The organism is Candidatus Omnitrophota bacterium, from assembly GCA_003598025.1.
GTDB lineage: Bacteria > Omnitrophota > Gorgyraeia > Gygaellales > Profunditerraquicolaceae > Profunditerraquicola.
This window is the reverse complement of sequence record QZKH01000009.1, coordinates 111,558-130,109: the sequence shown is the minus strand read 5'-3', so window position 1 is coordinate 130,109 and position 18,552 is coordinate 111,558. Positions and strand designations below refer to the sequence as shown.

20 protein-coding genes, 2 tRNA genes and 1 riboswitch are annotated in these 18,552 nt (G+C 40.7%); of the genes, 4 read left to right on the top strand and 18 right to left on the bottom strand.

The window, feature by feature from the left end:
- Nucleotide 1 precedes the first annotated feature (1 nt).
- The 10 genes from C4533_08185 to C4533_08140 form a co-directional block, all read right to left on the bottom strand.
- Nucleotides 2–292 (bottom strand): hypothetical protein, encoded by a 291-nt coding sequence (locus C4533_08185; GenBank protein ID RJP27424.1) that lies wholly within the window; start codon nt 290–292, stop codon nt 2–4.
- Nucleotides 274–1,080: a hypothetical protein gene (locus C4533_08180; protein RJP27423.1), complete on the bottom strand. Its 807-nt coding sequence runs from the start codon at nt 1,078–1,080 to the stop codon at nt 274–276. Before C4533_08180 ends, C4533_08185 begins: the two co-directional genes overlap by 19 nt.
- A gap of 2 nt (nt 1,081–1,082) precedes the next feature.
- Nucleotides 1,083–1,844 carry a hypothetical protein gene (locus C4533_08175; GenBank protein ID RJP27422.1) on the bottom strand — a complete coding sequence of 254 codons (762 nt, stop codon included), beginning with the start codon at nt 1,842–1,844 and terminating at the stop codon, nt 1,083–1,085.
- A gap of 12 nt (nt 1,845–1,856) precedes the next feature.
- Nucleotides 1,857–2,186: a hypothetical protein gene (locus C4533_08170; protein ID RJP27421.1), complete on the bottom strand. Its 330-nt coding sequence runs from the start codon at nt 2,184–2,186 to the stop codon at nt 1,857–1,859.
- Between the two features lie 362 nt (nt 2,187–2,548).
- A complete protein-coding gene (locus C4533_08165) occupies nt 2,549–3,406 on the bottom strand; it encodes a type II secretion system F family protein (GenBank protein ID RJP27420.1) in 858 nt (285 codons plus the stop codon).
- A gap of 13 nt (nt 3,407–3,419) precedes the next feature.
- Nucleotides 3,420–4,271, bottom strand: a complete 852-nt coding sequence (locus C4533_08160; protein ID RJP27419.1) for a hypothetical protein — start codon at nt 4,269–4,271, stop codon at nt 3,420–3,422.
- Between the two features lie 79 nt (nt 4,272–4,350).
- On the bottom strand, nt 4,351–4,695 hold the full coding sequence (locus C4533_08155) for a class III signal peptide-containing protein (GenBank protein RJP27418.1): 345 nt from the start codon (nt 4,693–4,695) through the stop codon (nt 4,351–4,353).
- Nucleotides 4,696–4,712: 17 nt separating this feature from the next.
- Nucleotides 4,713–5,141, bottom strand: coding sequence for a hypothetical protein (locus tag C4533_08150; GenBank protein ID RJP27417.1), 429 nt, complete (start codon nt 5,139–5,141; stop codon nt 4,713–4,715).
- Between the two features lie 27 nt (nt 5,142–5,168).
- Nucleotides 5,169–5,354, bottom strand: a complete 186-nt coding sequence (locus tag C4533_08145; protein ID RJP27416.1) for a class III signal peptide-containing protein — start codon at nt 5,352–5,354, stop codon at nt 5,169–5,171.
- 85 nt (nt 5,355–5,439) lie between these two features.
- Nucleotides 5,440–5,570: riboswitch (cyclic di-GMP riboswitch) on the bottom strand.
- Nucleotides 5,571–5,691: 121 nt separating this feature from the next.
- Nucleotides 5,692–7,305 (bottom strand): hypothetical protein, encoded by a 1,614-nt coding sequence (locus C4533_08140; protein ID RJP27415.1) that lies wholly within the window; start codon nt 7,303–7,305, stop codon nt 5,692–5,694.
- 210 nt (nt 7,306–7,515) lie between these two features.
- Here C4533_08140 and C4533_08135 point away from each other — a divergent pair, with 210 nt between their 5' ends.
- Nucleotides 7,516–7,998, top strand: coding sequence for a hypothetical protein (locus C4533_08135; GenBank protein RJP27414.1), 483 nt, complete (start codon nt 7,516–7,518; stop codon nt 7,996–7,998).
- 68 nt (nt 7,999–8,066) lie between these two features.
- Here C4533_08135 and C4533_08130 read toward each other — a convergent pair whose 3' ends face one another.
- From C4533_08130 to C4533_08100, 7 genes are all read right to left on the bottom strand, one after another.
- A complete protein-coding gene (locus C4533_08130; protein RJP27413.1) occupies nt 8,067–8,411 on the bottom strand; it encodes a DUF192 domain-containing protein in 345 nt (114 codons plus the stop codon).
- Nucleotides 8,412–8,424: 13 nt separating this feature from the next.
- Complete coding sequence (locus C4533_08125) at nt 8,425–10,578, bottom strand: pilus assembly protein TadA (protein ID RJP27412.1); 2,154 nt, start codon at nt 10,576–10,578, stop codon at nt 8,425–8,427.
- 1 nt (nt 10,579) lies between these two features.
- Nucleotides 10,580–12,169 (bottom strand): TonB family protein, encoded by a 1,590-nt coding sequence (locus tag C4533_08120; GenBank protein RJP27411.1) that lies wholly within the window; start codon nt 12,167–12,169, stop codon nt 10,580–10,582.
- Between the two features lie 16 nt (nt 12,170–12,185).
- Nucleotides 12,186–13,091 (bottom strand): Flp pilus assembly protein CpaB, encoded by a 906-nt coding sequence (gene cpaB, locus C4533_08115; protein RJP27410.1) that lies wholly within the window; start codon nt 13,089–13,091, stop codon nt 12,186–12,188.
- Nucleotides 13,091–14,035 (bottom strand): hypothetical protein, encoded by a 945-nt coding sequence (locus C4533_08110; protein RJP27409.1) that lies wholly within the window; start codon nt 14,033–14,035, stop codon nt 13,091–13,093. Before C4533_08110 ends, cpaB begins: the two co-directional genes overlap by 1 nt.
- 16 nt (nt 14,036–14,051) lie before the next feature.
- Nucleotides 14,052–14,297, bottom strand: coding sequence for a hypothetical protein (locus C4533_08105; protein RJP27408.1), 246 nt, complete (start codon nt 14,295–14,297; stop codon nt 14,052–14,054).
- Nucleotides 14,298–14,453: 156 nt separating this feature from the next.
- Nucleotides 14,454–14,528: transfer RNA gene (locus tag C4533_08100), tRNA-Glu, on the bottom strand.
- Nucleotides 14,529–14,701: 173 nt separating this feature from the next.
- On the opposite strand from C4533_08100, the gene C4533_08095 reads away from it, so the two are divergent.
- Genes C4533_08095 through C4533_08085 form a run of 3 tightly spaced genes read left to right on the top strand, consistent with a single transcriptional unit; the run spans nt 14,702 to nt 18,323 of the window.
- Nucleotides 14,702–15,892 carry a hypothetical protein gene (locus C4533_08095; GenBank protein ID RJP27407.1) on the top strand — a complete coding sequence of 397 codons (1,191 nt, stop codon included), beginning with the start codon at nt 14,702–14,704 and terminating at the stop codon, nt 15,890–15,892.
- A gap of 2 nt (nt 15,893–15,894) precedes the next feature.
- Nucleotides 15,895–17,388, top strand: coding sequence for a hypothetical protein (locus tag C4533_08090; protein RJP27406.1), 1,494 nt, complete (start codon nt 15,895–15,897; stop codon nt 17,386–17,388).
- Nucleotides 17,389–17,396: 8 nt separating this feature from the next.
- The gene (locus C4533_08085) at nt 17,397–18,323 is read left to right on the top strand and encodes a response regulator (GenBank protein ID RJP27405.1); all 927 of its coding nucleotides are present in this window, start codon (nt 17,397–17,399) and stop codon (nt 18,321–18,323) included.
- A gap of 54 nt (nt 18,324–18,377) precedes the next feature.
- Here the strand turns inward: C4533_08085 and C4533_08080 are convergent.
- A tRNA-Leu gene (locus C4533_08080) sits at nt 18,378–18,461 on the bottom strand.
- Nucleotides 18,462–18,552 lie beyond the last annotated feature (91 nt).

Genomic DNA, 18,552 nt, shown 5'->3' with positions numbered 1-18,552 from the left:
GTTATTCTCCTACCCCGCTGACATAAGGGGTATATTTATTAGTGTCTGTGATCTCCTCTTCTCTCTCTAGCGGCCACTGCATTTGATACATGAAAGACAGAAGCGGAGAAGTCCCTGCCTGAACTCTGGTCTCATTATATTCCCTCTGGCGGCGTATGATCTGGTTATTGGACCAGAACCAGAATTGCAAGATGCCGCCCAAAAGAATAATCATAGCAATCATAACAATGGCTGTCTCTAAAACAGTCTGGCCATTTTTATTCTTAATATTTTTTAATGCTGAGTTTCCCATGCTCTACCTCTTACAACTTCACTTCCAGCCGGGACTAAAGAGCTATAGCCATACTGGCCATCGGCTTTTCTGTACAAACGCTGTGCTACAACCCATTCCGGTATCCTGACATTAAATTCCTGGCCTAATTGGCCTTCCAGCCATTCTGTCAATGCTGCTTCCGTATCATCATCCGTATCAATGGGTATCCTCGGCCTGAAAGCAGAGTATATTGTCGTAGTTATCTCTTCGTTTAACGCTGACCTCCTGGTAGTAGAAATCTTATCCGAATCTTCGTTTTTTTCCTTGAGCTCCCGGAAAGTCGATGTCGCAGCAGAATCGATATTTTCCATGCTAAAAGATATATACTGACCTATATCTGAGTCCGAAAGTATGTCAATGCCGCCGAATAAAGAAGCCAGGTTGATCGGATTTTCGTCTTCATTCACTCTGTAAACTGCCAAATTCCATGATGAAAGCCCGACCTTAGGGACTGCCCAATATATTGATGAAGATGCAGAGACCGTCTGAGGTTCGCCCTTACGGTAATTATTTGATAAATCTACATATCTTTTATTTCTGGTAACGCTATAATCTACAGAGGCTCCGGCGCCAATTCCGGCATCTATAATCGGAAACATTGACGCATAAGCCAGTCCCCTTCTAAAAGACTCCATCTGCACATATTGCTGGTCGCGAGTCTGCTGAAGGTAGCTTAATAGAACCCCGGCAATAAATAGGATGATTATTCCCATTATTGACATCTCTACTAAAGCTTGGCCTTTATTTGAATTAATTTTGATAAACATTATTAGCCTCCCAGCTCATTTATACGCTGTTCTATCCTGGCTATCTCATCCTGAATCTGGCTTATCCTATTATTAATTATCTCAATCTCCTGTCCTGAACTTTCTCCCTCAGAGCTTACCCCTAACAGATCACTTAATATGTCGCCAATAAGGCCTGAACCGCCAAAAGAGCCAAGAAGCTGGCTGATCATATCCATCATATTATTACCTTCTTCACCTATTGTGCCGCTGCCTTCGTTCAGATATGCTATTTCTTCATTAAGCCGGTCTATTTCAGCTTGTAATACCGCAATATCAGTTACTTCTTCCCACCAGTCACCTTCACCCATATAACCGGTATCATCCGTATAATTACCCTCAGGGTCGTACTCTACGGCATCTACATTAACAAATGAATCAAAAAGGCTAAGCCATCCTGATTGAGCTACGTCCTCTGTTCGGCTTTCTGCTTCTGTCTTTTTATCCTCTGTGTATTCCCTGGATGTCGCCCCCCCGGGAAGAAACTGCCGCCTTTCTGTTCTTGTCATTGGGCCAAAAGGCTCAGTAGTAGTCAAAGAGCCGGATACAACCTCTTTATCAACCTGGCTGACTTGGGTTTCACCTATAAAAACATCGGTCATTTGCCTTACCCTGCCCTGCAGTCCGCGCTTAACATATAATTGTATTGTTATCAATGCTGCCGCTACTATCCCTATAATCAAGGCATATTCCAAGAACACGTTGCCTTTGATTGAGCGTTTTATTTTTGTTGCCATAATAAACATTCTGCCTCCTGCTTAATAAACCGCAGGTAAAATATCTTCTCTTGATTCAGTGTGCTCTTCGGTTACAGTATTTGTATGGCCATATTGTATATCATCACCGATAAACATAATCCCCGGCTGTAATTCAGATTCACGGCTCTCTTCGATCGTTGTTTGCGTAACGGTTGTGCCCGTCGTCTCCCTGGGAGCATAAAAATCTTCTCCTGACTGTTGTATGCTGTCTTTTAACCTTCCCTGTACAGCTCTTTTTATATAAACCTGCATACTGATCAACGCAGCGACTAAGACTATGACCACTAATGCAAATTCGTAAGTACTCTGCCCTTTCCTGCTTAAACGCATCTTTATCTCCTGGACTCATTGAGCTCTTCATGGACTTGTCTTAAACGAGCGGTTATAGCACGTTGGATGTACGTATTCATGACCATAAGCGCCGTAGCTATAACAATTATCAACATGGCGTATTCCAGGATACTTTGAGCCCTTTTATCGTGATACCTTTTAACCATATTCAACCTTCCCCTTTTAAGGTAGAGCAGAAATCCAGCTCACCATAGAATCAAAATAATTACGGAAAATCCCTTTTACATTGTCAAGAAAACCGACCGAAATGATAGCGGCGATGACAACAGTCATAATAAGCATGTATTCCATTATACTTTGTGCTTTTTTATTCTTTGCCTGCTCCATCACCAAACGCCCCCTTAAAATAATTTATTGTTCGAAAACTGTATAAGTATCGGCCCGCCGATAATAATTGCGATAACCGGTAATATGCAAAATATCAAAGGTATCAGTATCTTAATAGGCGCTTTAAGGGCTATTCTTTCGCCTCTCTGGAACCGCCTTAACCGAGTATCTTCTGACAATATCATAAATGCCTCACCCACGGGCGTACCCATCCTGTCTGCCTGGATAAGTGTCTGGGCAAAAGATGTAACCTCAGGCACATTTATCCTCCTTGACATATCCCTTAATGCCTGGGAGCGTGATTTGCCCCATTTTATCTCTTCAAGAAGGAAACGTAATTCTTCAAGCATAGGGTTTAATGTAACCTTCTCAACTACCCATTTTACTGCCATAGTAAAATCAAGCCCTGCCTCAACGCAAAGGCTTAATAAATCCACCGTTTCTGGAAGGCGCCTTACTATTTCTTCTTTACGTTTTTTTATTTTTAGAGCAACCCATATTTCCGGCAATAAATACCCCGCAGCCAAAGAAACAGCTATGGCCATCGGTTCAAACTTGCCGAATGAGAATATCGATACGATTAATAAGACGAATATTAATATTATCTTTATATTAAAAAACTCTATCGGGGATAAATTTACGTGTGCCCCTTCCAATTTTAAACGCAGCTTCTGATACGTCCCAAGCCTTTCAAGAAGCTTCCTGGTAAACGGGAACATATTAGTAAGGATCTGGTGCATATTTGCTTTTTTGACTTCGATTTCATTTACCGGCAGTTTATATTTACCGCTGCGTTCCGAACCAAAGCCAAAAATGCCCAAGAGTATAAACAATAAACTTGCGAATATAAGGGCATATATATATATTTCCATATTAAATCCCTTCCTATATCTTAATGATGCTGAATTTGCGGATTAAAACCATACCGACAATCTGTAAAAGTATCGCCGCAATCATAAGCATCCTTCCTAAATCATTCTGCCACATAACATCAAAATGATTTTTATTGAACTGTAATACCCAGGCAACAAACAAAAACGGCAGCGCTGACATTATAATACCCTGCAGCCTGCCCTGAAGAGTGAGTGTCTGTATGCTATCTTTAAGTTTTTGATTATCTCTGATCGTCGTACAAAGCCGGCTGAAAACCTTGGTTAAATCACCGCCTGTTTCCCTGGCAACCAAAATAGAATTAATTACCAGGCTCCATTCTTCGGTTTGTATACGCCTATCGAACCTCTTTAGAGCCTCCTCTAAAGTAACACCCATCTTATTTTCCCTGACTAACAGACCCATCTCCTGCGCCATTGGAGCAGGCATCTCTTCTACTATAACTTCAAAAGACTGTAAAAGAGATAAGCCGCCCTTTAGGCAGCTTGATAATAGCATGAGGCAATCAAGGATCTGCTGGCGGAATTTTCTTCTTCTATTAGCGTCTCTTACTTTGAGAATAATATTGGGGATAGCTACACCTAATCCTGCTGCAAAAAATATTACAAGGAGGGATTTTGATACTAAATAATAGCTGAGCGTAGCTAGTATTGGTGGCAGCATATAATAAAGTAGCACGATCTGCCTTGGGCTTCTGTCATAGTAAAACATATCGTCCATCTTCCTGCCTATAGTCTTTTCCTTCTCATCCTGCCAGGCTAAACGCTTATCATCAGCCCAAGGAAAAACTACAGAAGCAATAAGGCATATCGAAGATATTGAGAATAACGCAATCGCCAAAAACATAGCTACGCTCCTTTTTCACCTAATTTCTCTTTTGTAAACATAATCGGCATAAATGGTGCTCCCATCATATACCATGCTATTATTGTGGCCAATACTCGCCTGTGTCCCCGTATTCAGCAACATGCTCAGTACCTGTCCTGGTAACATTCTGGGTAGTATCTGTTTGAGTGATCCCGCCTCTGGATGTATCATCAACACCAGGCTTTACCTCTTCATTAGATGAAATACTGGTCTGCGTAGTATAGTCATAGTAGCTGGCTCCTGATGAGAATTGTTCGCCGACATCATCGCTTGCTTGCTTTAACCTGCCCTGAAGGCCTCTTTTGAAATACGTCTGCATAGCAATTAAAGCTGCTATTATTACAGCTATAATAAGAGCGTATTCCAATGTGCTTTGGCCTCTTTTATTTAAATGTATGAACATTTACTCCACCTCCTTTATTATTCAACATTCTCTGGTTGCGGTACAGTCGGCATTCCCGGCTCTGTTACGCTGGGAGCCGCTACTGGCGTAGCTAAAGTCGTATCATCCCAACCCATAATCTGTTGACGCTGTACCCCTGTTGCCTCTGCAGTACCTCTTCCAACCTCGCCGCCGCGGCCTAAGATTTCCTGTTGTGTGCTTTCACGGGCTGTGGCTGACTGAGAAGACAAATAATACGGTTCATACTGCTCAGCAGTGAATGTAAATTGGTCCTCGTCTTGCCCTACGGGCCCACCGGAATCAACGTGATCAACGACGTTTCTGATCCTTCCCTGCAAACCTCTCCTTACATAGACCTGCATTGCTACAACTGCACCAACTACCAGTGCAATCAAAACAGCATATTCGGCAGTAGTTTGTGCTCTTTTACCTAAGATTTTTAACATTTAATTCACCCCCCTTTTCTATTAATTTTATTCAACTGGCGCTGCTCCGAACTGGATTCTGTTTGCTTGCTGCTCCATCTGATTAGTTACATGGTCCAAAGATGACCCTACTCTTGGCCTGACAAAATTATTGGCGACCAAGATTATCGCAGCGATGATAGCAGTAAGAATCAATACATACTCCAATGTTGACTGACCTCTTTTGCTTAACATATTCTTCACCTCCTTTTCAGTTATTTAAATCTTTTTAAAAGTTGTTAACAAGCCCAAAAAATAAAAAACCGAAAACCATACGGCTTTCGGTAACCCGGCTAACGCTCTCGTTTGCGACCCAAAACGAAAAACTGGATAAAGACTGATTTGTGACGAGCATCGTCCCGTGGCTTTGCGCATCCATTACCTCCAATAATGGAATTGCCTCCCGACGAAATGTCGGGACTCCGAATCTTTGTCCGGAGTTTTCGCTGCCGTCTTACATTTTAAATATAGCATTTATATATATACTAGTCAAGCTAATCGGGAGCCATTTTGAAACCGCTTTCTTAACTTATCATATTTCAAGTAATATCTTTTTACCATCGGCAAACATTGCTGATCGCTCATTTGCCCTGCGGCAGGCGTATCTAACTACGCTGGTAAATTTGTAACCATCGGGAACCTGGAATTTAAGCTGGAAATGGCTTGTTTTATCCATGACAACTGCTTTAAGGCTGTAAAAATGCTCATTTATCGTCGAGAAAGATTCAGTTTCGTAATCTGGAGGCAGAATATATCTCCTGACATAGAAATCAAGTCCGTTAAAATATTCCCTGAGGGTTGCCTTTATATCGCTATTCGGCCCTAAGTCTTTAAAATTAAAATTCGCTGCGGGCTCAGGCAGATAAGTAAAAGCCTCATATTTTCGTTTAAAGTCAATAAAACCCTCAAAATAATTTGGCCAAAGCTTTAAATAATCTACTATAACCCCTTGATTATCAAATGGTTCTGAATAATTGCTTGATGCGATTACAAGGAACCTTTTATCATTAGGGGATGATTTTATCAAGTAGCCTTTTAATTTAACTCTTTTATTTGCAGTTAGTTGCGTAACATCTAAATCAGCAAAACCAATATGAAGCTGAGTCGATAATTCTCCAATGAAAGCTGATTCAAAATCCTTGACCATATTTATTTTAATTCCCCCCCTAATTTGATCGCTCCAGAAACCAGCCACCAGAGTAAAAGGCTGCTGCTCCTGCTGAACAGCAATATTTTCAATCTCAGTTAAGTTATCAGAAAACAAGCTTATGTTTTTTAATGTTTTACCGGAGTTAGATAAACCTATACATAAATCAATGAATTCTTCAGGAATTAAGTTATCTTTAGCTCCTGATTGAATACAAAAATTCTTATAGTGATTTATGATACTCTTAACGTAACTGCTTGCATTTAAATATGATAGAGAAAAATCAATTGGCATGTTAGGCACCTGCCATACAGATCGAAATTGGCTATCAAGAAATAATGTTGAATTATCGGAGAAATATAATCTATAGCCTCTTATCCGCGTAAAAGCATCTGTAAGCGCTTTTATAAGCCTGGGGGTAATGTTCGTAACTGATTGTAAATCAGCAAGATATGAAGATAAACCTACCTCATTGGGAGAAAGGCTTTGAATGGCTGTCAAAATAGAAGTAGCATTGAATGCTCTAAATAAAAGCGAATTATTGTAACTCATTATATCAGAAGTAGTTACGTTATTAAGCTTTGAAGCAATTATAGATGCAATTTGTCTGCCTCCGCCTATTAGATCATCGGCTATTTTTAAAAAAACGTATCCGGCATTTTCAATTAGCACCGGAGATTCTTTAACCTTAACCTGGGGCGGCTCAATTACAATTGGAACAGGTTCGCTTATTACAGCTGAATTTTCAACGATTGCTTCTTTCGGGGTGGGTACTGAGGGCCTAACTTTTTTTGGAGTTATTTTTGCAGGTTTTCTTCCTACTGACTGACTTAAACCCGCCTCTTTAACAATAGAATTTATGCTGGATTTGGAAAGTACTAAATTATGCTTATTTTTTAATAATAAAACTAATTTCCTGCAGCTTAACTTGGGATTATTGCGCTTTTCATCAAGAACTATATTTTTAGCTTGTTCGGTTAGCTTATAGATTATTCCCATTTATTCCTCTCATTGGACATTTTAAATATAACATAAATGTCCAAACTTGTCAATTATTTTAGATTGGACAAATATAGTAACTAATTTCTTAGGGCCGTTTCTCCCGCTCTTCACAGACCGTTTCCGTTGCTCTTCATAGAAGTGCCCCTATTTAAGAAAATTCGTTAGATAGACTCCCTTATTTTCGTCTAATCATTTGGAGGTGGAATTATGACAAAACCCAAGAGATTATTGCTTGATAGGTGTTTTTATCACGTTTTAACAAGGGGTAATCAAAAGCAGATCATATTCCATGATGAAACAGACTACGTAAAATATCTCGACATTCTAAGGCATTACAAGAAAGAATGCAAATTCAAGGTATTCTGTTATTGCCTGATGCCTAACCATGTTCATTTACTGCTTGGATTAGTTGACGGAAAAATTTTGTCAAAAATCATGTTGAAGGTCAACTTAACTTATACCTCTTGGTATAATGGCAGATATAAAAAGGTTGGCCATCTATGGCAAGGCAGATATAAAAGCTTGGCTATTCTAAGTGACGATTACCTCTTAAAATGTATCGAATATGTTGAATCAAATCCCGTGAGAGCCAATATTGCCTTATCTCCTTTTAGCTATCCTTATAGTAGCGCAAGATATCGCATGTCGGGACAGTTTAATAATCTACTAGATACCTTAAAAGAAGTTTAATACGGCTCTATGGGGGCACCTTTGTGGTCAGCAAGAGAAACGGTCCCTGAAGAGCGGGAGAAACGGACCTAAGGCTGGATGGATAGGATATCGGATTCTTTGGTATTGGTTTTTTTTATGTATCCTGAAGGTAGCTCTATTACAATCGAAGAACTAAAATATAACGGGGATAATCTAAAGGGTTTAAGGTGAGATATGATTTTAACTACCTTATTATCTCTACCTAAAAATATGACATCTATGGAAAAACGCATAAAGAATGTATGAATGGAATTGGCGGGTTTTAGTACCAGCGCCTCTCCATCGTAAAGCGCCTTCCTGCCTAATAATCCCTTCATCCTAGAGAAAGGGTTATCTGCTAAAACAGCCTTATCTGCTAAAATTGTATTTTGAGTTGTGTTGATTATTTTCATTCAGGAAGTGATGTTATATCTTAAACATATCCTCAGAAAGAGGAATACCTTTGACTTTGATCTCTTCAATGAATGACGGTATGTAACCTGTTGCCTGGAAATCTCCTAATACATTCCCCTCTTTATCTATGCCGGTCTGCTTAAACGAGAATATATCTTTTAAATCAACATGGATGTCATCCCTCATTCCTGCGACTTCGGTAATTTCTATAATCTTTCTTGAGCCATCAGACATACGGGCGGTATGGACAATAACATGTAACGCTGAGGCCACCATTTCCCTGATAGCCCTGACTGGTAACTCAACTCCTGACATCAAAATCATAGAGTCGAGCCTCACCAGGACATCATGGGTTGAGTTGGCGTGAAGCGTAGTCATAGAACCGTCGTGGCCGGTGTTCATCGCCTGTAGCATATCCATGGTTTCAAGCCCGCGACACTCACCAATTATGATCCTATCCGGCCTCATCCTTAAGCTGTTGCGGAAAAGATCTCGTATTGTTACTGCGCCTTTACCTTCGATATTCGGCGGTCTAGCCTCAAGCCGAACCCAATGCTCCTGATGCAGTTTCAATTCAGCGGCATCCTCAATAGTAACAATCCTTTCATAATCCGGTATAAAAGCAGACAGAATATTGAGTATGGTTGTCTTACCGGAACCGGTACCACCGGAAACAATGATGTTTTTTCTTGCTAAAACGCATGCCTTTATGAAATCCGACATCTCCCTGCTTAAAGTTTTAATACCGATTAACTCGTCAATGGTGAATCTTTCCTTGCGGAATTTTCTTATTGTTAATGTAGGCCCGGTTAACGAAAGCGGGGAAATTATCGCATTTACACGAGAGCCGTCCGGCAAACGGGCATCGACCATCGGCACAGATTCATCTATTCTTCTTCCTAACGGAGCGATTATTCTTTCAATGGTAGTCTTTACCTGTTCATTAGAAATAAACTTCTTGGTAGTAAGCTCAATTTTTCCATTTTTCTCTATATATATTTCGTCCTTATTGTTGACCATGATATCGGTTATCGCGCCATCGGCAAGTAAATCTTCAAGCGGGCCAAGGCCCAAGGCCTCATCGAGTATCTCTTTGGTCAATTTTCTGCGCACATCATGAGAAGTAATAAAGCTACCCGCCTCTTCAACCAGAAGATTAGCAACTAATATCTCTGCCTTATTTCTTAATTCCCTGGCTTTTTTAGGATCGCTGAATACTTTTGAATCTATCCTTTTTAAATTAAGCTCCTCTATCAATCTATCGTGTATGCGCCTTTTAAGTTTTAATATCTCATCATCCTCGTCGCGGGTTTCGGGTTTGCCCAAAGCCTCTGTCAAGCCTTCGGCCTGCCATATCTGGGCCGGTTTCTCCAGCATGTCCTCTTCGACTTTCATCTGACTGACTTCAGAGCGTTCAATAAAATAATCATTCCTGGATACCAATAATGATGCCAAATGCCTTATTGACGCGGAAATCTTGGCCTTGGGATTATCGATAACTACCGGCACGCCCCTGTTGACTGCATTTCCTACCACCCTTCCATCAGAAGGTACCTGGTCAATAATATCAATCGGAAAGTTAATCCTTACTTCCTGCCAACTGACGCTGGCCAAAGATTCAGCCCTATTAAGGACAAGCCTTATCATTTTATATGGGAAATGCAAAGATCTTAAGGTATCCAGCGTCCATTTAGTCTGATAGATAGATAGAATATCCGGGGTTACAATCAAGAGGATTAAATTTGCCTGGTTTAAAGTAGAAACAAGCATGTCGGTTATGCTTTTGCCGACATCTACAATTATAAAATCATAATCTTTATCGTAAAGTTCGAATATATCTTTTAATTTTTGGGCATCAAGATGCGGAGACTGCTGGGCTTTCAGGACTGCGGGCAGAAAATCAACCCCTATAGACGTCTTAGAGACATAGCTCTCCTTCTTAACAGAGTCGCCGGGCTGCTTTTTGATATGAACGATTATATCCGCTATTGAGCGATGTGGACTTACATCCAGCATCCTGGCCATATCTCCGACGACATGAAGGTCAAGGTCTACAAGCAATACTTTCTTAGAATAATCCTTAAAAAGGCTTACGGCAAGGTTAGCTGCGATTAATGTCTTGCCTACGCCGCCTTTTGTACTGAATAAAGCTATGACTTTTGACATATTAGTTTAGCTGGTAGACTATCGGGACTTCAATCTCTATTTCTTCCGAATCTATGGATGAAGGAAATGGCGGATAAGAAGAAACGCTCCTGGCCGCTGCGATAGCATTTTCATCAAGCACTCTGTAACCCGAAGAATCCTTAATCGTGGCACCGAGCAATTCACCCTGATAGGAAATAATAAGACTGAGCCTCACCGTACCCTGGAAACCGGCTTTCTTTGCAGAAAGCGGATAAGATATTTTCTTTAATATACGCTGTTGCACTAAGCCTGCATAGACCCCTTCGGTAGATGTAGGCTCAACGCCTGCTGATTGATCGCTACTGGCAATATTCTTGTTATCGTTATCTGATTTTTTGGCGGGAATTTTTTCGCTAATAACTTTTGGAGTTAAAGTAATGTATAATTCACTATCTCCTCTTTCCCCTGTGCCGCCTCCGACTTTACCGCTTTTTTTCCTAAACATCATGCCGAATATCGGGATATCTGCAAGGCCGGGTGTTTTGGTATAATCCTCTTCACTCTTGCTCTTAATCAAACCACCGATTGCCATCGTCTGCCCATCATCTAAAAATAACTCTGTAGACGCTGTCCTCTTGGTCAAGGGGAAAGCTTTTGCAGTAGGGGCTTCTACTGAGCCGATTATTTCCGCATCACCAACCTCGCTTACTTCAACATTCAAGGCTAACTTTACTCTTTTCTCCTCGCTGATAGTAGGCTTTATCTTGAGTTTAATCCCATATTCTTTATATTCTACTTCTGTCCCCTGCCCTCCGGCAGAAGCAACCTGCGTAGTAAATATCGGCTTCTCCCCTCCGACTAAAAGCTCTGCTTCTTTCCCGCTCTGGCAAGCTAATCTTGGCCTAGATAATATCCTGGCTTTGCCTTCTTGGACCAAAGCGAAAAGCGTCCAATTAAAAGCTGTGGTACGCTTAAGGCTTAGGACTTTAAACAGCTCTGACCATTTTGCCCCTGTTAATCCTGGAGAGCCTACTTCAGTGATGCTGTATCCGTCCTGAGTACTAAGCGGGTTTGTCAACCCCAAAGCCTTTGTTGCATCCTTATTAAGCTCTAAAACCTGCACATCTATTTCAATAACGGCTTCTTCTTCTCTAACTTCTAAGAGATCTATTGTTTTATCCTTGAGAGCGCCCAACAAAACGCTTATTCTCTCCCTATCCTGAGGAGTTTTGACCCTGCCTAGCAATAAAATCCGGCCCTCATCTTCTTCCGACTTAGTATAAACTTCAGGAAGATTCAAAGACTTAAGCAGCTCATCAATCCGCTTTTTAGCATAATCTATATTCTCAGGGAGCACCCTTAAAGTGTATGCCTGCTCTCCGTATATATCCCAGAGCACCAGCGACGTAGAGCCCAGTCCTTTAGGGACTAAGGTTATGCTGTTTGAGTTGACATTGGAGACATCTGCAACAGAAGGGTTACCGATAGCAATTCTGGTAGGGCTGCTGACAGCCAAAACCTTTGTCTCGCCCATATATAATTTGACTTCGGCTGCTGAAATAACTGAATTCAAGCCGAGCAAAAATAAACTCAGCATCATAAAGCCCTTGCAAAGTCTTCTTTTATTCATTATGTCTCCTTAATCTCTAATCAGATAAAGTAACAACGTCTCTAGTTGAGCCCCTATAAATTTCAACGGTAGGCTTGGGTTTTTCTACCGGCACATTCTTTCTGTCCTGCTGTGGCATCAAATATTGAAAAACCGTATCCCAGCTCACCGGGCGGATAGGCTCTTCCTTCGAGTCTGAAGGAGAACGCAAAACCAGCCTAATCTTACCCTGTTCCTGCACAAAAGATAGTATATTGGCCTCCTGCGGAGTAAGCGCCAGCGTCACAATAGAAGATACATCCCTTTTTTCTTCTTTACCATATCTGGAGCTTGAGCTTATTTGCGGGGACATGCTTGTCTCTTGTCCCACTGCTAATATTTGTACATTCTGGAATAAAGGCATGACTACCGGCTGGGCAGAAGTCCTGCCTTCTCCCGCAGACATTGGCAGAGCTACCATTGCTATTACATCTACATAATTTCCAGGTTTAATCATGCCTGCCAATGAAGCTATATTATCGACATTTATAGAAATCGCCCGCTTGCCTGAAGGTGTTGAGTCAGAAAGACTACCGCCACCGCGAGCATAGACCAGTTTATCTATTACTATCTGCTCGCCTTTGGCAATAGGGATAGCTACAATCATACCCTCTATCCTGGACAGAGAATTTATTGCCCGGGGCGCCTTCTCATTGTTAAAAATAATCTTGGTTTCAAACATCTCGGGGTCTATCGGCGTACCCGGAGGCAGGTCTTTCTTTGCGACAAGCACACTGGTCTGGTTTGCCTGAATCATCTGTAATTTTTTCCTTGCCTCCTGGTCAGCTTTAACCCTCTGATCGTTTACATAGCTTCTAAGCATTATTATCGCCAGCAAACCAAGGACCAACCCGAAGATTAAAGCTAATCGCTGCCTGGATAGGGGGATTTTTGGCAAAGGCATTATTTTATTACTCCTTCATAAACCTCAATCTTGGCATTTTTATTCAACGCCTCAATCAACTGTTCAAGTTTTTGCTGCTGCTTTATATAAGTGATTTCTTTCTTTAAATTCTCCCACATTTCTGACAAGGATCTTTCCGCGCCTCCGCGCTTTGCTTCTATCTTTATAATATAGTATCCATCGGGACCTTTAAAAATACTGCTAACCTTGCCTACATCAAGCATACCTACTACCGTATCAAACTCTGCGAACTTGCTACCCGGAGCCACAAACCCCAGGTCTCCTCCGTTACTTGCGCTCTTAGCTTTTGAACGTTCTTTAGCCAACGCTGCAAAATCCGCACCCTGCAGAAGTTGTATCAAAATATCTCTTGCTTCGGATTCGCTTGGCAGGATGATTTCTCTGACTTGCTTTTCCTCGGGAATGACGATTTCATAAAAAAGAGACCTTCCTATCTTCTTGGAACTATTATAATAGTCCTCTATCTCTTTTGCGCTTACATCTATATTTTCTGTTTCCGCCCTTACTAATTCAGCAACAAGGAGGTCTTTTTTGGTCCTTTCAAGGATCCTTCTGACTTCAGACTTCTTATCCATACCTCTATCAAGGGCTTCCTGATACAGCAACGCGCGCCTGACCATATCGTTCCTCAAATAATCTATCTTCGCATCGCGATTAGAAATCTTTGATTCCGGAGCCCCGTTTGCTTCCATGAGTTCGTTATAAGCAGCTATTTCCCGGTCTAAATCTTCAAGAGTAATGGGTAAATTATTAACATTGGCGATAACCGTACCGGTTACCATTGCAACCGGTTCCGTGCTCCTCTTATTTTGAGGCTTCTTAGACGGAAGACCCAGCTTGTCGCATCCAAGAACAGAAACAGCCAGAAACATAATAGTCAGAAAAAGATAATTCCTCAAAGCGCCGGATATAACACTTCTCATTTTAGCCTCCTGAATTTTATTCTTTCTTGATTTCGTTAATTATCTTGGTCATCAAATCAGCTATCTTGGCGATTACGAATAAAAAGAAAAACAGGAATGCATAGATAGCCAAAACAAATAATCCCATCCATCTCGGCTGGCCTGAAGGCGAAAAACCAAGAAGTATAGATAACCCTCCTATGGCTCCCAGAAACAAAAAAATCCAGGCAGCAATCTTTACAACTGCGCTGGAAAGCTTTAAAAATCCTAAATGTTCCCGCATCAAACCTCCTTTTTATTCTTTATTTTTATCATTAATCCAGAAAATTGCAAGAGAATTTTTCAAAATTACACACTCTGCCTAAGAATCCAAAGCTATTGAGATACCTGAGGCGCATAATAAAACCATATTTTAACTGCTCAATGTGTGTAACATCAATAGCCCCAACCGGATTTGAACCGGTGTCTAATGGCTGAGAACCATTTGTCCTAGACCAGGCTAGACGATGGGGCCAGAGGTTTCTTAAATATTTAAAATATTTTACTATATAACCTTAGTTAGTCAACGATTAATTTTTTAATCTATTTACCCTTAATATTATATTGAAATTATAAATAATTGTTGTATATTGGTTATATATCTGGCTTATTTTTACTGATTTAATATATCTTTAATCGAATATTCAAATGGCGATAAAAATCGGCGTAGGCCTAGGTACGCATAGCTCCGCTTTAGAATCTGCTTATGAGGCTTTGCAGCATGCCAAAGTTCAATTAACCAGCGAAACAGCCGATTTAGCGATTATTTTTGCAACCATTGATGCTGTCTCCCCCCTCATCCTTTCCAAATTAAAAGGCTACCTCCCGGAAACTCCGATAATCGGATGTTGCGGGGCTGCAATTATTTCTAACGAGGGCATATTTAAACATGGTATAATTATACTATTGATAAAATTTTCTGAAGGGACATATTTTAATACTGCCTTTATAAAAGACTTAAAATCAAGGCCGCTGATACAGGCAGGAGATCAATTCGCAGAAAAGCTGCTTTACGGCTTTAAGGGTATTAGAAGAGATTTGGGGTTGGTTTTTTCTGACGGGCTGATCGGAGAAAAGCAAGACATAATTTTAGGGATGCAGCAGAAACTAGGCAAAAGTTTCCCCATAGTCGGGGCTTCGGCTTCAGATAATCTGGAATTTAAGAAAACTCCGATCATATTTGAAGACCAGGTTTTATCAGAAGCGGCATGCGGCATTCTCTGGGGAGGTAAATTAAATTTTGGGCTGGGAGTAAAACACGGCTGGAAACCCCTTGGGAAAATGCGCTCTGTAACCAGGTCCACAGGCAATATCGTTTATGAGATCGATTCTCGGCCGGCAGTAGAACTTTATGAAGATTATCTTGCTGCGAAAATTAAAAAACTAAAAATAGATTTAAACCGTATATCAGTCCTGTATCCTATTGGGATATATATATCCGGGAGAGAAGAGTATCTACTTAGAAACATTCTCTCAGTAGAAAATGACGGCTCAATAATATTGCAGGGAGATATTCCTCAGGGCAGCCAAATACGATTAATGATCGGGACAAAAGAATCATGCCTTCTGGCAACTCAACAGGCAGCTGAAGAAGCAAAAAAGGGGCTGCTGAATAAACAGGCAAACCTCGCTTTAGTATTTGACTCGATATCCAGGTACATGCTTTTAAAGAGGGATGCCATCGGAGAGATTGAGATTATAAAAAACCATTTTACACAAAATACAATAATAGCTGGTATCTATACATACGGAGAGCAGGCCCCGATGAAAGCTATAGGATATCTAGGCAAGGTCTACTCTCATAATCAAACAGTGACAATTTTAGCTATAGAAGGATAAATATGCTCTCATATGAAAGCTTAATCAATATTCTGGGCATAGCTTCAATATTGACAATTTTTGCGCTTGTAATTTATCTAAGCGCGAAAATGGAGCAAATTAAAAAACAGCAAGCAATAATTAATGAACTAAAACGCTCCCTTAACGAGATGGACGAACAAGCCAAGCTTATCGTCCGCACAGACCTTGAGCTCAATAAGGCGCATGAAGAATTAGATAAGAAAATAACAGGGCTATACGCTTTGCAGAAATTATCAAAATCGCTAAGCACAACTCTGGAGGAAAAACAGATCTTTAAGATGATCGATATAAGTTATCTTGAAAATTTAGGATTCGAAAAAGCCTGCGGTTTTCTTCTGGATAACAATAATGAATTCTCTTGTTATCTAAGTATAGGCTACAGCGAAGACACAGCCAGTTCTTTTCAGCCTAAATTAAAACAGAATAAAGAATTTTATCTGAATTTCATAAAACAAGAACGGCCCATATCTTCCCTGTCAAAAGAAACAGGCTTAATTAACGTCCTTAAGGAAACATTTGATTCAACATCATTCGTTATTGCGCCTATCTTGCCCAATGAAGGGAACAGAGGTTTTCTGGTTGTCGGCACGCAAAGAACAGACACAAAAATTACAGAAGGCGATGAAGAATTAATAACTATACTGGCTAACGAAATAGGCCAGGCACTTGAGAATGCCAGGCTTTTTACAAAAACGTGGCTCGCTCAGCAGGACTTGGAAAAAAAGGTTGAAGAAAGAACGCGCGATCTTACAAAAGCCCTTAACGAAGTTAAATTAATAAGCAAGCGAAAGACAGATTTTGTTTCAAGCGTATCTCACGAGCTCAGAACGCCGCTGACATCTATTAAAGGATATGCCTCGATATTGCTTGCCGGAAAACTAGGAGAAATACCTGAAGAGATACGTGAAAGATTAACCAAAATTAATCTTCATAGCGATGAATTGGTGCATATGGTAAACGACCTGCTGGACATATCAAGAATGGAGGCAGGACGGGTAACCATGAAGCTAGAGTCGTGCGACTTAAACGCCATAATCAACAAAATAACTGATTTATTATCAGTACAGACAAAAGATAAACAGCTGGATTTAAGTTATAAGATCACACAAAATCCTATACAGATCCTCGCCGATAAAACACAGATTGAGCGCGTTTTGATAAATCTTGTGGGCAATGCCATAAAGTTTACTCCTGCCGGAGGAAAAATATCTATAGAGACTAAAGAACTTGACCCAAATACCATACAAATCAACGTTATTGATACCGGCTATGGTATACCCAAAGAAGCGCAAGAGGCGATTTTTGAAGAATTTTACCGGGTAGATAACGCCATTAACCAAGAGGTAAAAGGTACCGGATTAGGATTGGCACTTGTTAAGAGCATAGTGGAAGCCCACGGAGGTAAAATCTGGGTTAAAAGCGAATTAGGCAACGGTTCAATATTCAGTTTTACTTTACAACGTAAAAAAAGTTAAAATTAAATATGAAAATACGCATACTGGTTGTAGACGACGATCCGGACATAAGAGATATACTTAAAATTACCCTGGCGGAAGAAAACTACGAAGTCCACGAGGCAAAAGACGGGGAAGAGGCGCTGGCATTAATTAACAGCCGGGCATTTGACTTGGTATTGCTTGATTATAAAATGCCTAAGGTAGACGGCAGGCAGGTTTGTGCGTTGATTAAAAAAGACCTGTTGCTGAGGCATATGCCTGTAATAATGGTAACAGGCAAAGGCGATCTCAATGATAAGGTAGGCGGAATCGACGCAGGGGCTGATGATTATATTGTAAAACCCTTTGAGCCCAAAGAATTAATAGCGCGCATAAAAATGATATTGCGGCGTACCGAAATTGACTTAGAGGCCAATCCCCTTACCCGCCTGCCTGGTAACGTATCGATATTGAATGAGCTATCAAGGAGGATCGAAAGCCAGGAAAAATTTGCCGTCTGTTATATTGACCTGGATAAATTCAAATCTTACAATGATAAATACGGTTTTGAACATGGCGACCAGGTTATCCGTGAAACTGCCCGTATCCTTATCAGGTCAACGCAGGAGCTAGGCTCTCAAGGAGATTTTGTAGGCCATATCGGAGGCGATGATTTTGTAGTAGTCACATCTCTTGAATCTGCGGATGGAATTTGCGAAAAGATAATATCTGATTTTGATAAAATAGCCCCCTCTTTCTATAATGAACATGATAGAAAACTTGGTTATATTATTGGTAAAGACCGCCAGGGCCGCGAACAAAAGGTACCCATCCTGTCAGTGTCTATCGGGGTTGTCACAAATGAATTCAGGAAAATAGAGCATGTTGCTCAAATCGGAGAAATAGGGGCAGAATTAAAAGAAGCTGCTAAAAGGATGGAAAAATCAAATTTTATAAAAGATAAGCGCAGATAAAATAATACTTATTACATTATAAAAATACCCGCATGCTTATGCGGGTATTTTATTTGGTGCGCGGGGAGAGAGTTGAACTCTCACGGGTTGCCCCACTACCCCCTCAAAGTAGCGTGTCTGCCATTCCACCACCCGCGCAATCCGTAAATTTTTATCTATTATACCCCTGAAAAAACTATTATCAAGAATGTTTTCCTTCGATTCGTCGTTACCTTAGCTCCCTGTCACC

Bases quoted from the DNA above. Each gene is read 5' to 3' on its own strand.
- C4533_08185 (RJP27424.1), bottom strand. From the start codon at position 292: ATGGGAAACTCAGCATTAAAAAATATTAAGAATAAAAATGGCCAGACT.
- C4533_08180 (RJP27423.1), bottom strand. From the start codon at position 1,080: ATGTTTATCAAAATTAATTCAAATAAAGGCCAAGCTTTAGTAGAGATG.
- C4533_08175 (RJP27422.1), bottom strand. From the start codon at position 1,844: ATGTTTATTATGGCAACAAAAATAAAACGCTCAATCAAAGGCAACGTG.
- C4533_08170 (RJP27421.1), bottom strand. From the start codon at position 2,186: ATGCGTTTAAGCAGGAAAGGGCAGAGTACTTACGAATTTGCATTAGTG.
- C4533_08165 (RJP27420.1), bottom strand. From the start codon at position 3,406: ATGGAAATATATATATATGCCCTTATATTCGCAAGTTTATTGTTTATA.
- C4533_08160 (RJP27419.1), bottom strand. From the start codon at position 4,271: ATGTTTTTGGCGATTGCGTTATTCTCAATATCTTCGATATGCCTTATT.
- C4533_08155 (RJP27418.1), bottom strand. From the start codon at position 4,695: ATGTTCATACATTTAAATAAAAGAGGCCAAAGCACATTGGAATACGCT.
- C4533_08150 (RJP27417.1), bottom strand. From the start codon at position 5,141: ATGTTAAAAATCTTAGGTAAAAGAGCACAAACTACTGCCGAATATGCT.
- C4533_08145 (RJP27416.1), bottom strand. From the start codon at position 5,354: ATGTTAAGCAAAAGAGGTCAGTCAACATTGGAGTATGTATTGATTCTT.
- C4533_08140 (RJP27415.1), bottom strand. From the start codon at position 7,305: ATGGGAATAATCTATAAGCTAACCGAACAAGCTAAAAATATAGTTCTT.
- C4533_08135 (RJP27414.1), top strand. From the start codon at position 7,516: ATGACAAAACCCAAGAGATTATTGCTTGATAGGTGTTTTTATCACGTT.
- C4533_08130 (RJP27413.1), bottom strand. From the start codon at position 8,411: ATGAAAATAATCAACACAACTCAAAATACAATTTTAGCAGATAAGGCT.
- C4533_08125 (RJP27412.1), bottom strand. From the start codon at position 10,578: ATGTCAAAAGTCATAGCTTTATTCAGTACAAAAGGCGGCGTAGGCAAG.
- C4533_08120 (RJP27411.1), bottom strand. From the start codon at position 12,169: ATGAATAAAAGAAGACTTTGCAAGGGCTTTATGATGCTGAGTTTATTT.
- cpaB (RJP27410.1), bottom strand. From the start codon at position 13,091: ATGCCTTTGCCAAAAATCCCCCTATCCAGGCAGCGATTAGCTTTAATC.
- C4533_08110 (RJP27409.1), bottom strand. From the start codon at position 14,035: ATGAGAAGTGTTATATCCGGCGCTTTGAGGAATTATCTTTTTCTGACT.
- C4533_08105 (RJP27408.1), bottom strand. From the start codon at position 14,297: ATGCGGGAACATTTAGGATTTTTAAAGCTTTCCAGCGCAGTTGTAAAG.
- C4533_08095 (RJP27407.1), top strand. From the start codon at position 14,702: ATGGCGATAAAAATCGGCGTAGGCCTAGGTACGCATAGCTCCGCTTTA.
- C4533_08090 (RJP27406.1), top strand. From the start codon at position 15,895: ATGCTCTCATATGAAAGCTTAATCAATATTCTGGGCATAGCTTCAATA.
- C4533_08085 (RJP27405.1), top strand. From the start codon at position 17,397: ATGAAAATACGCATACTGGTTGTAGACGACGATCCGGACATAAGAGAT.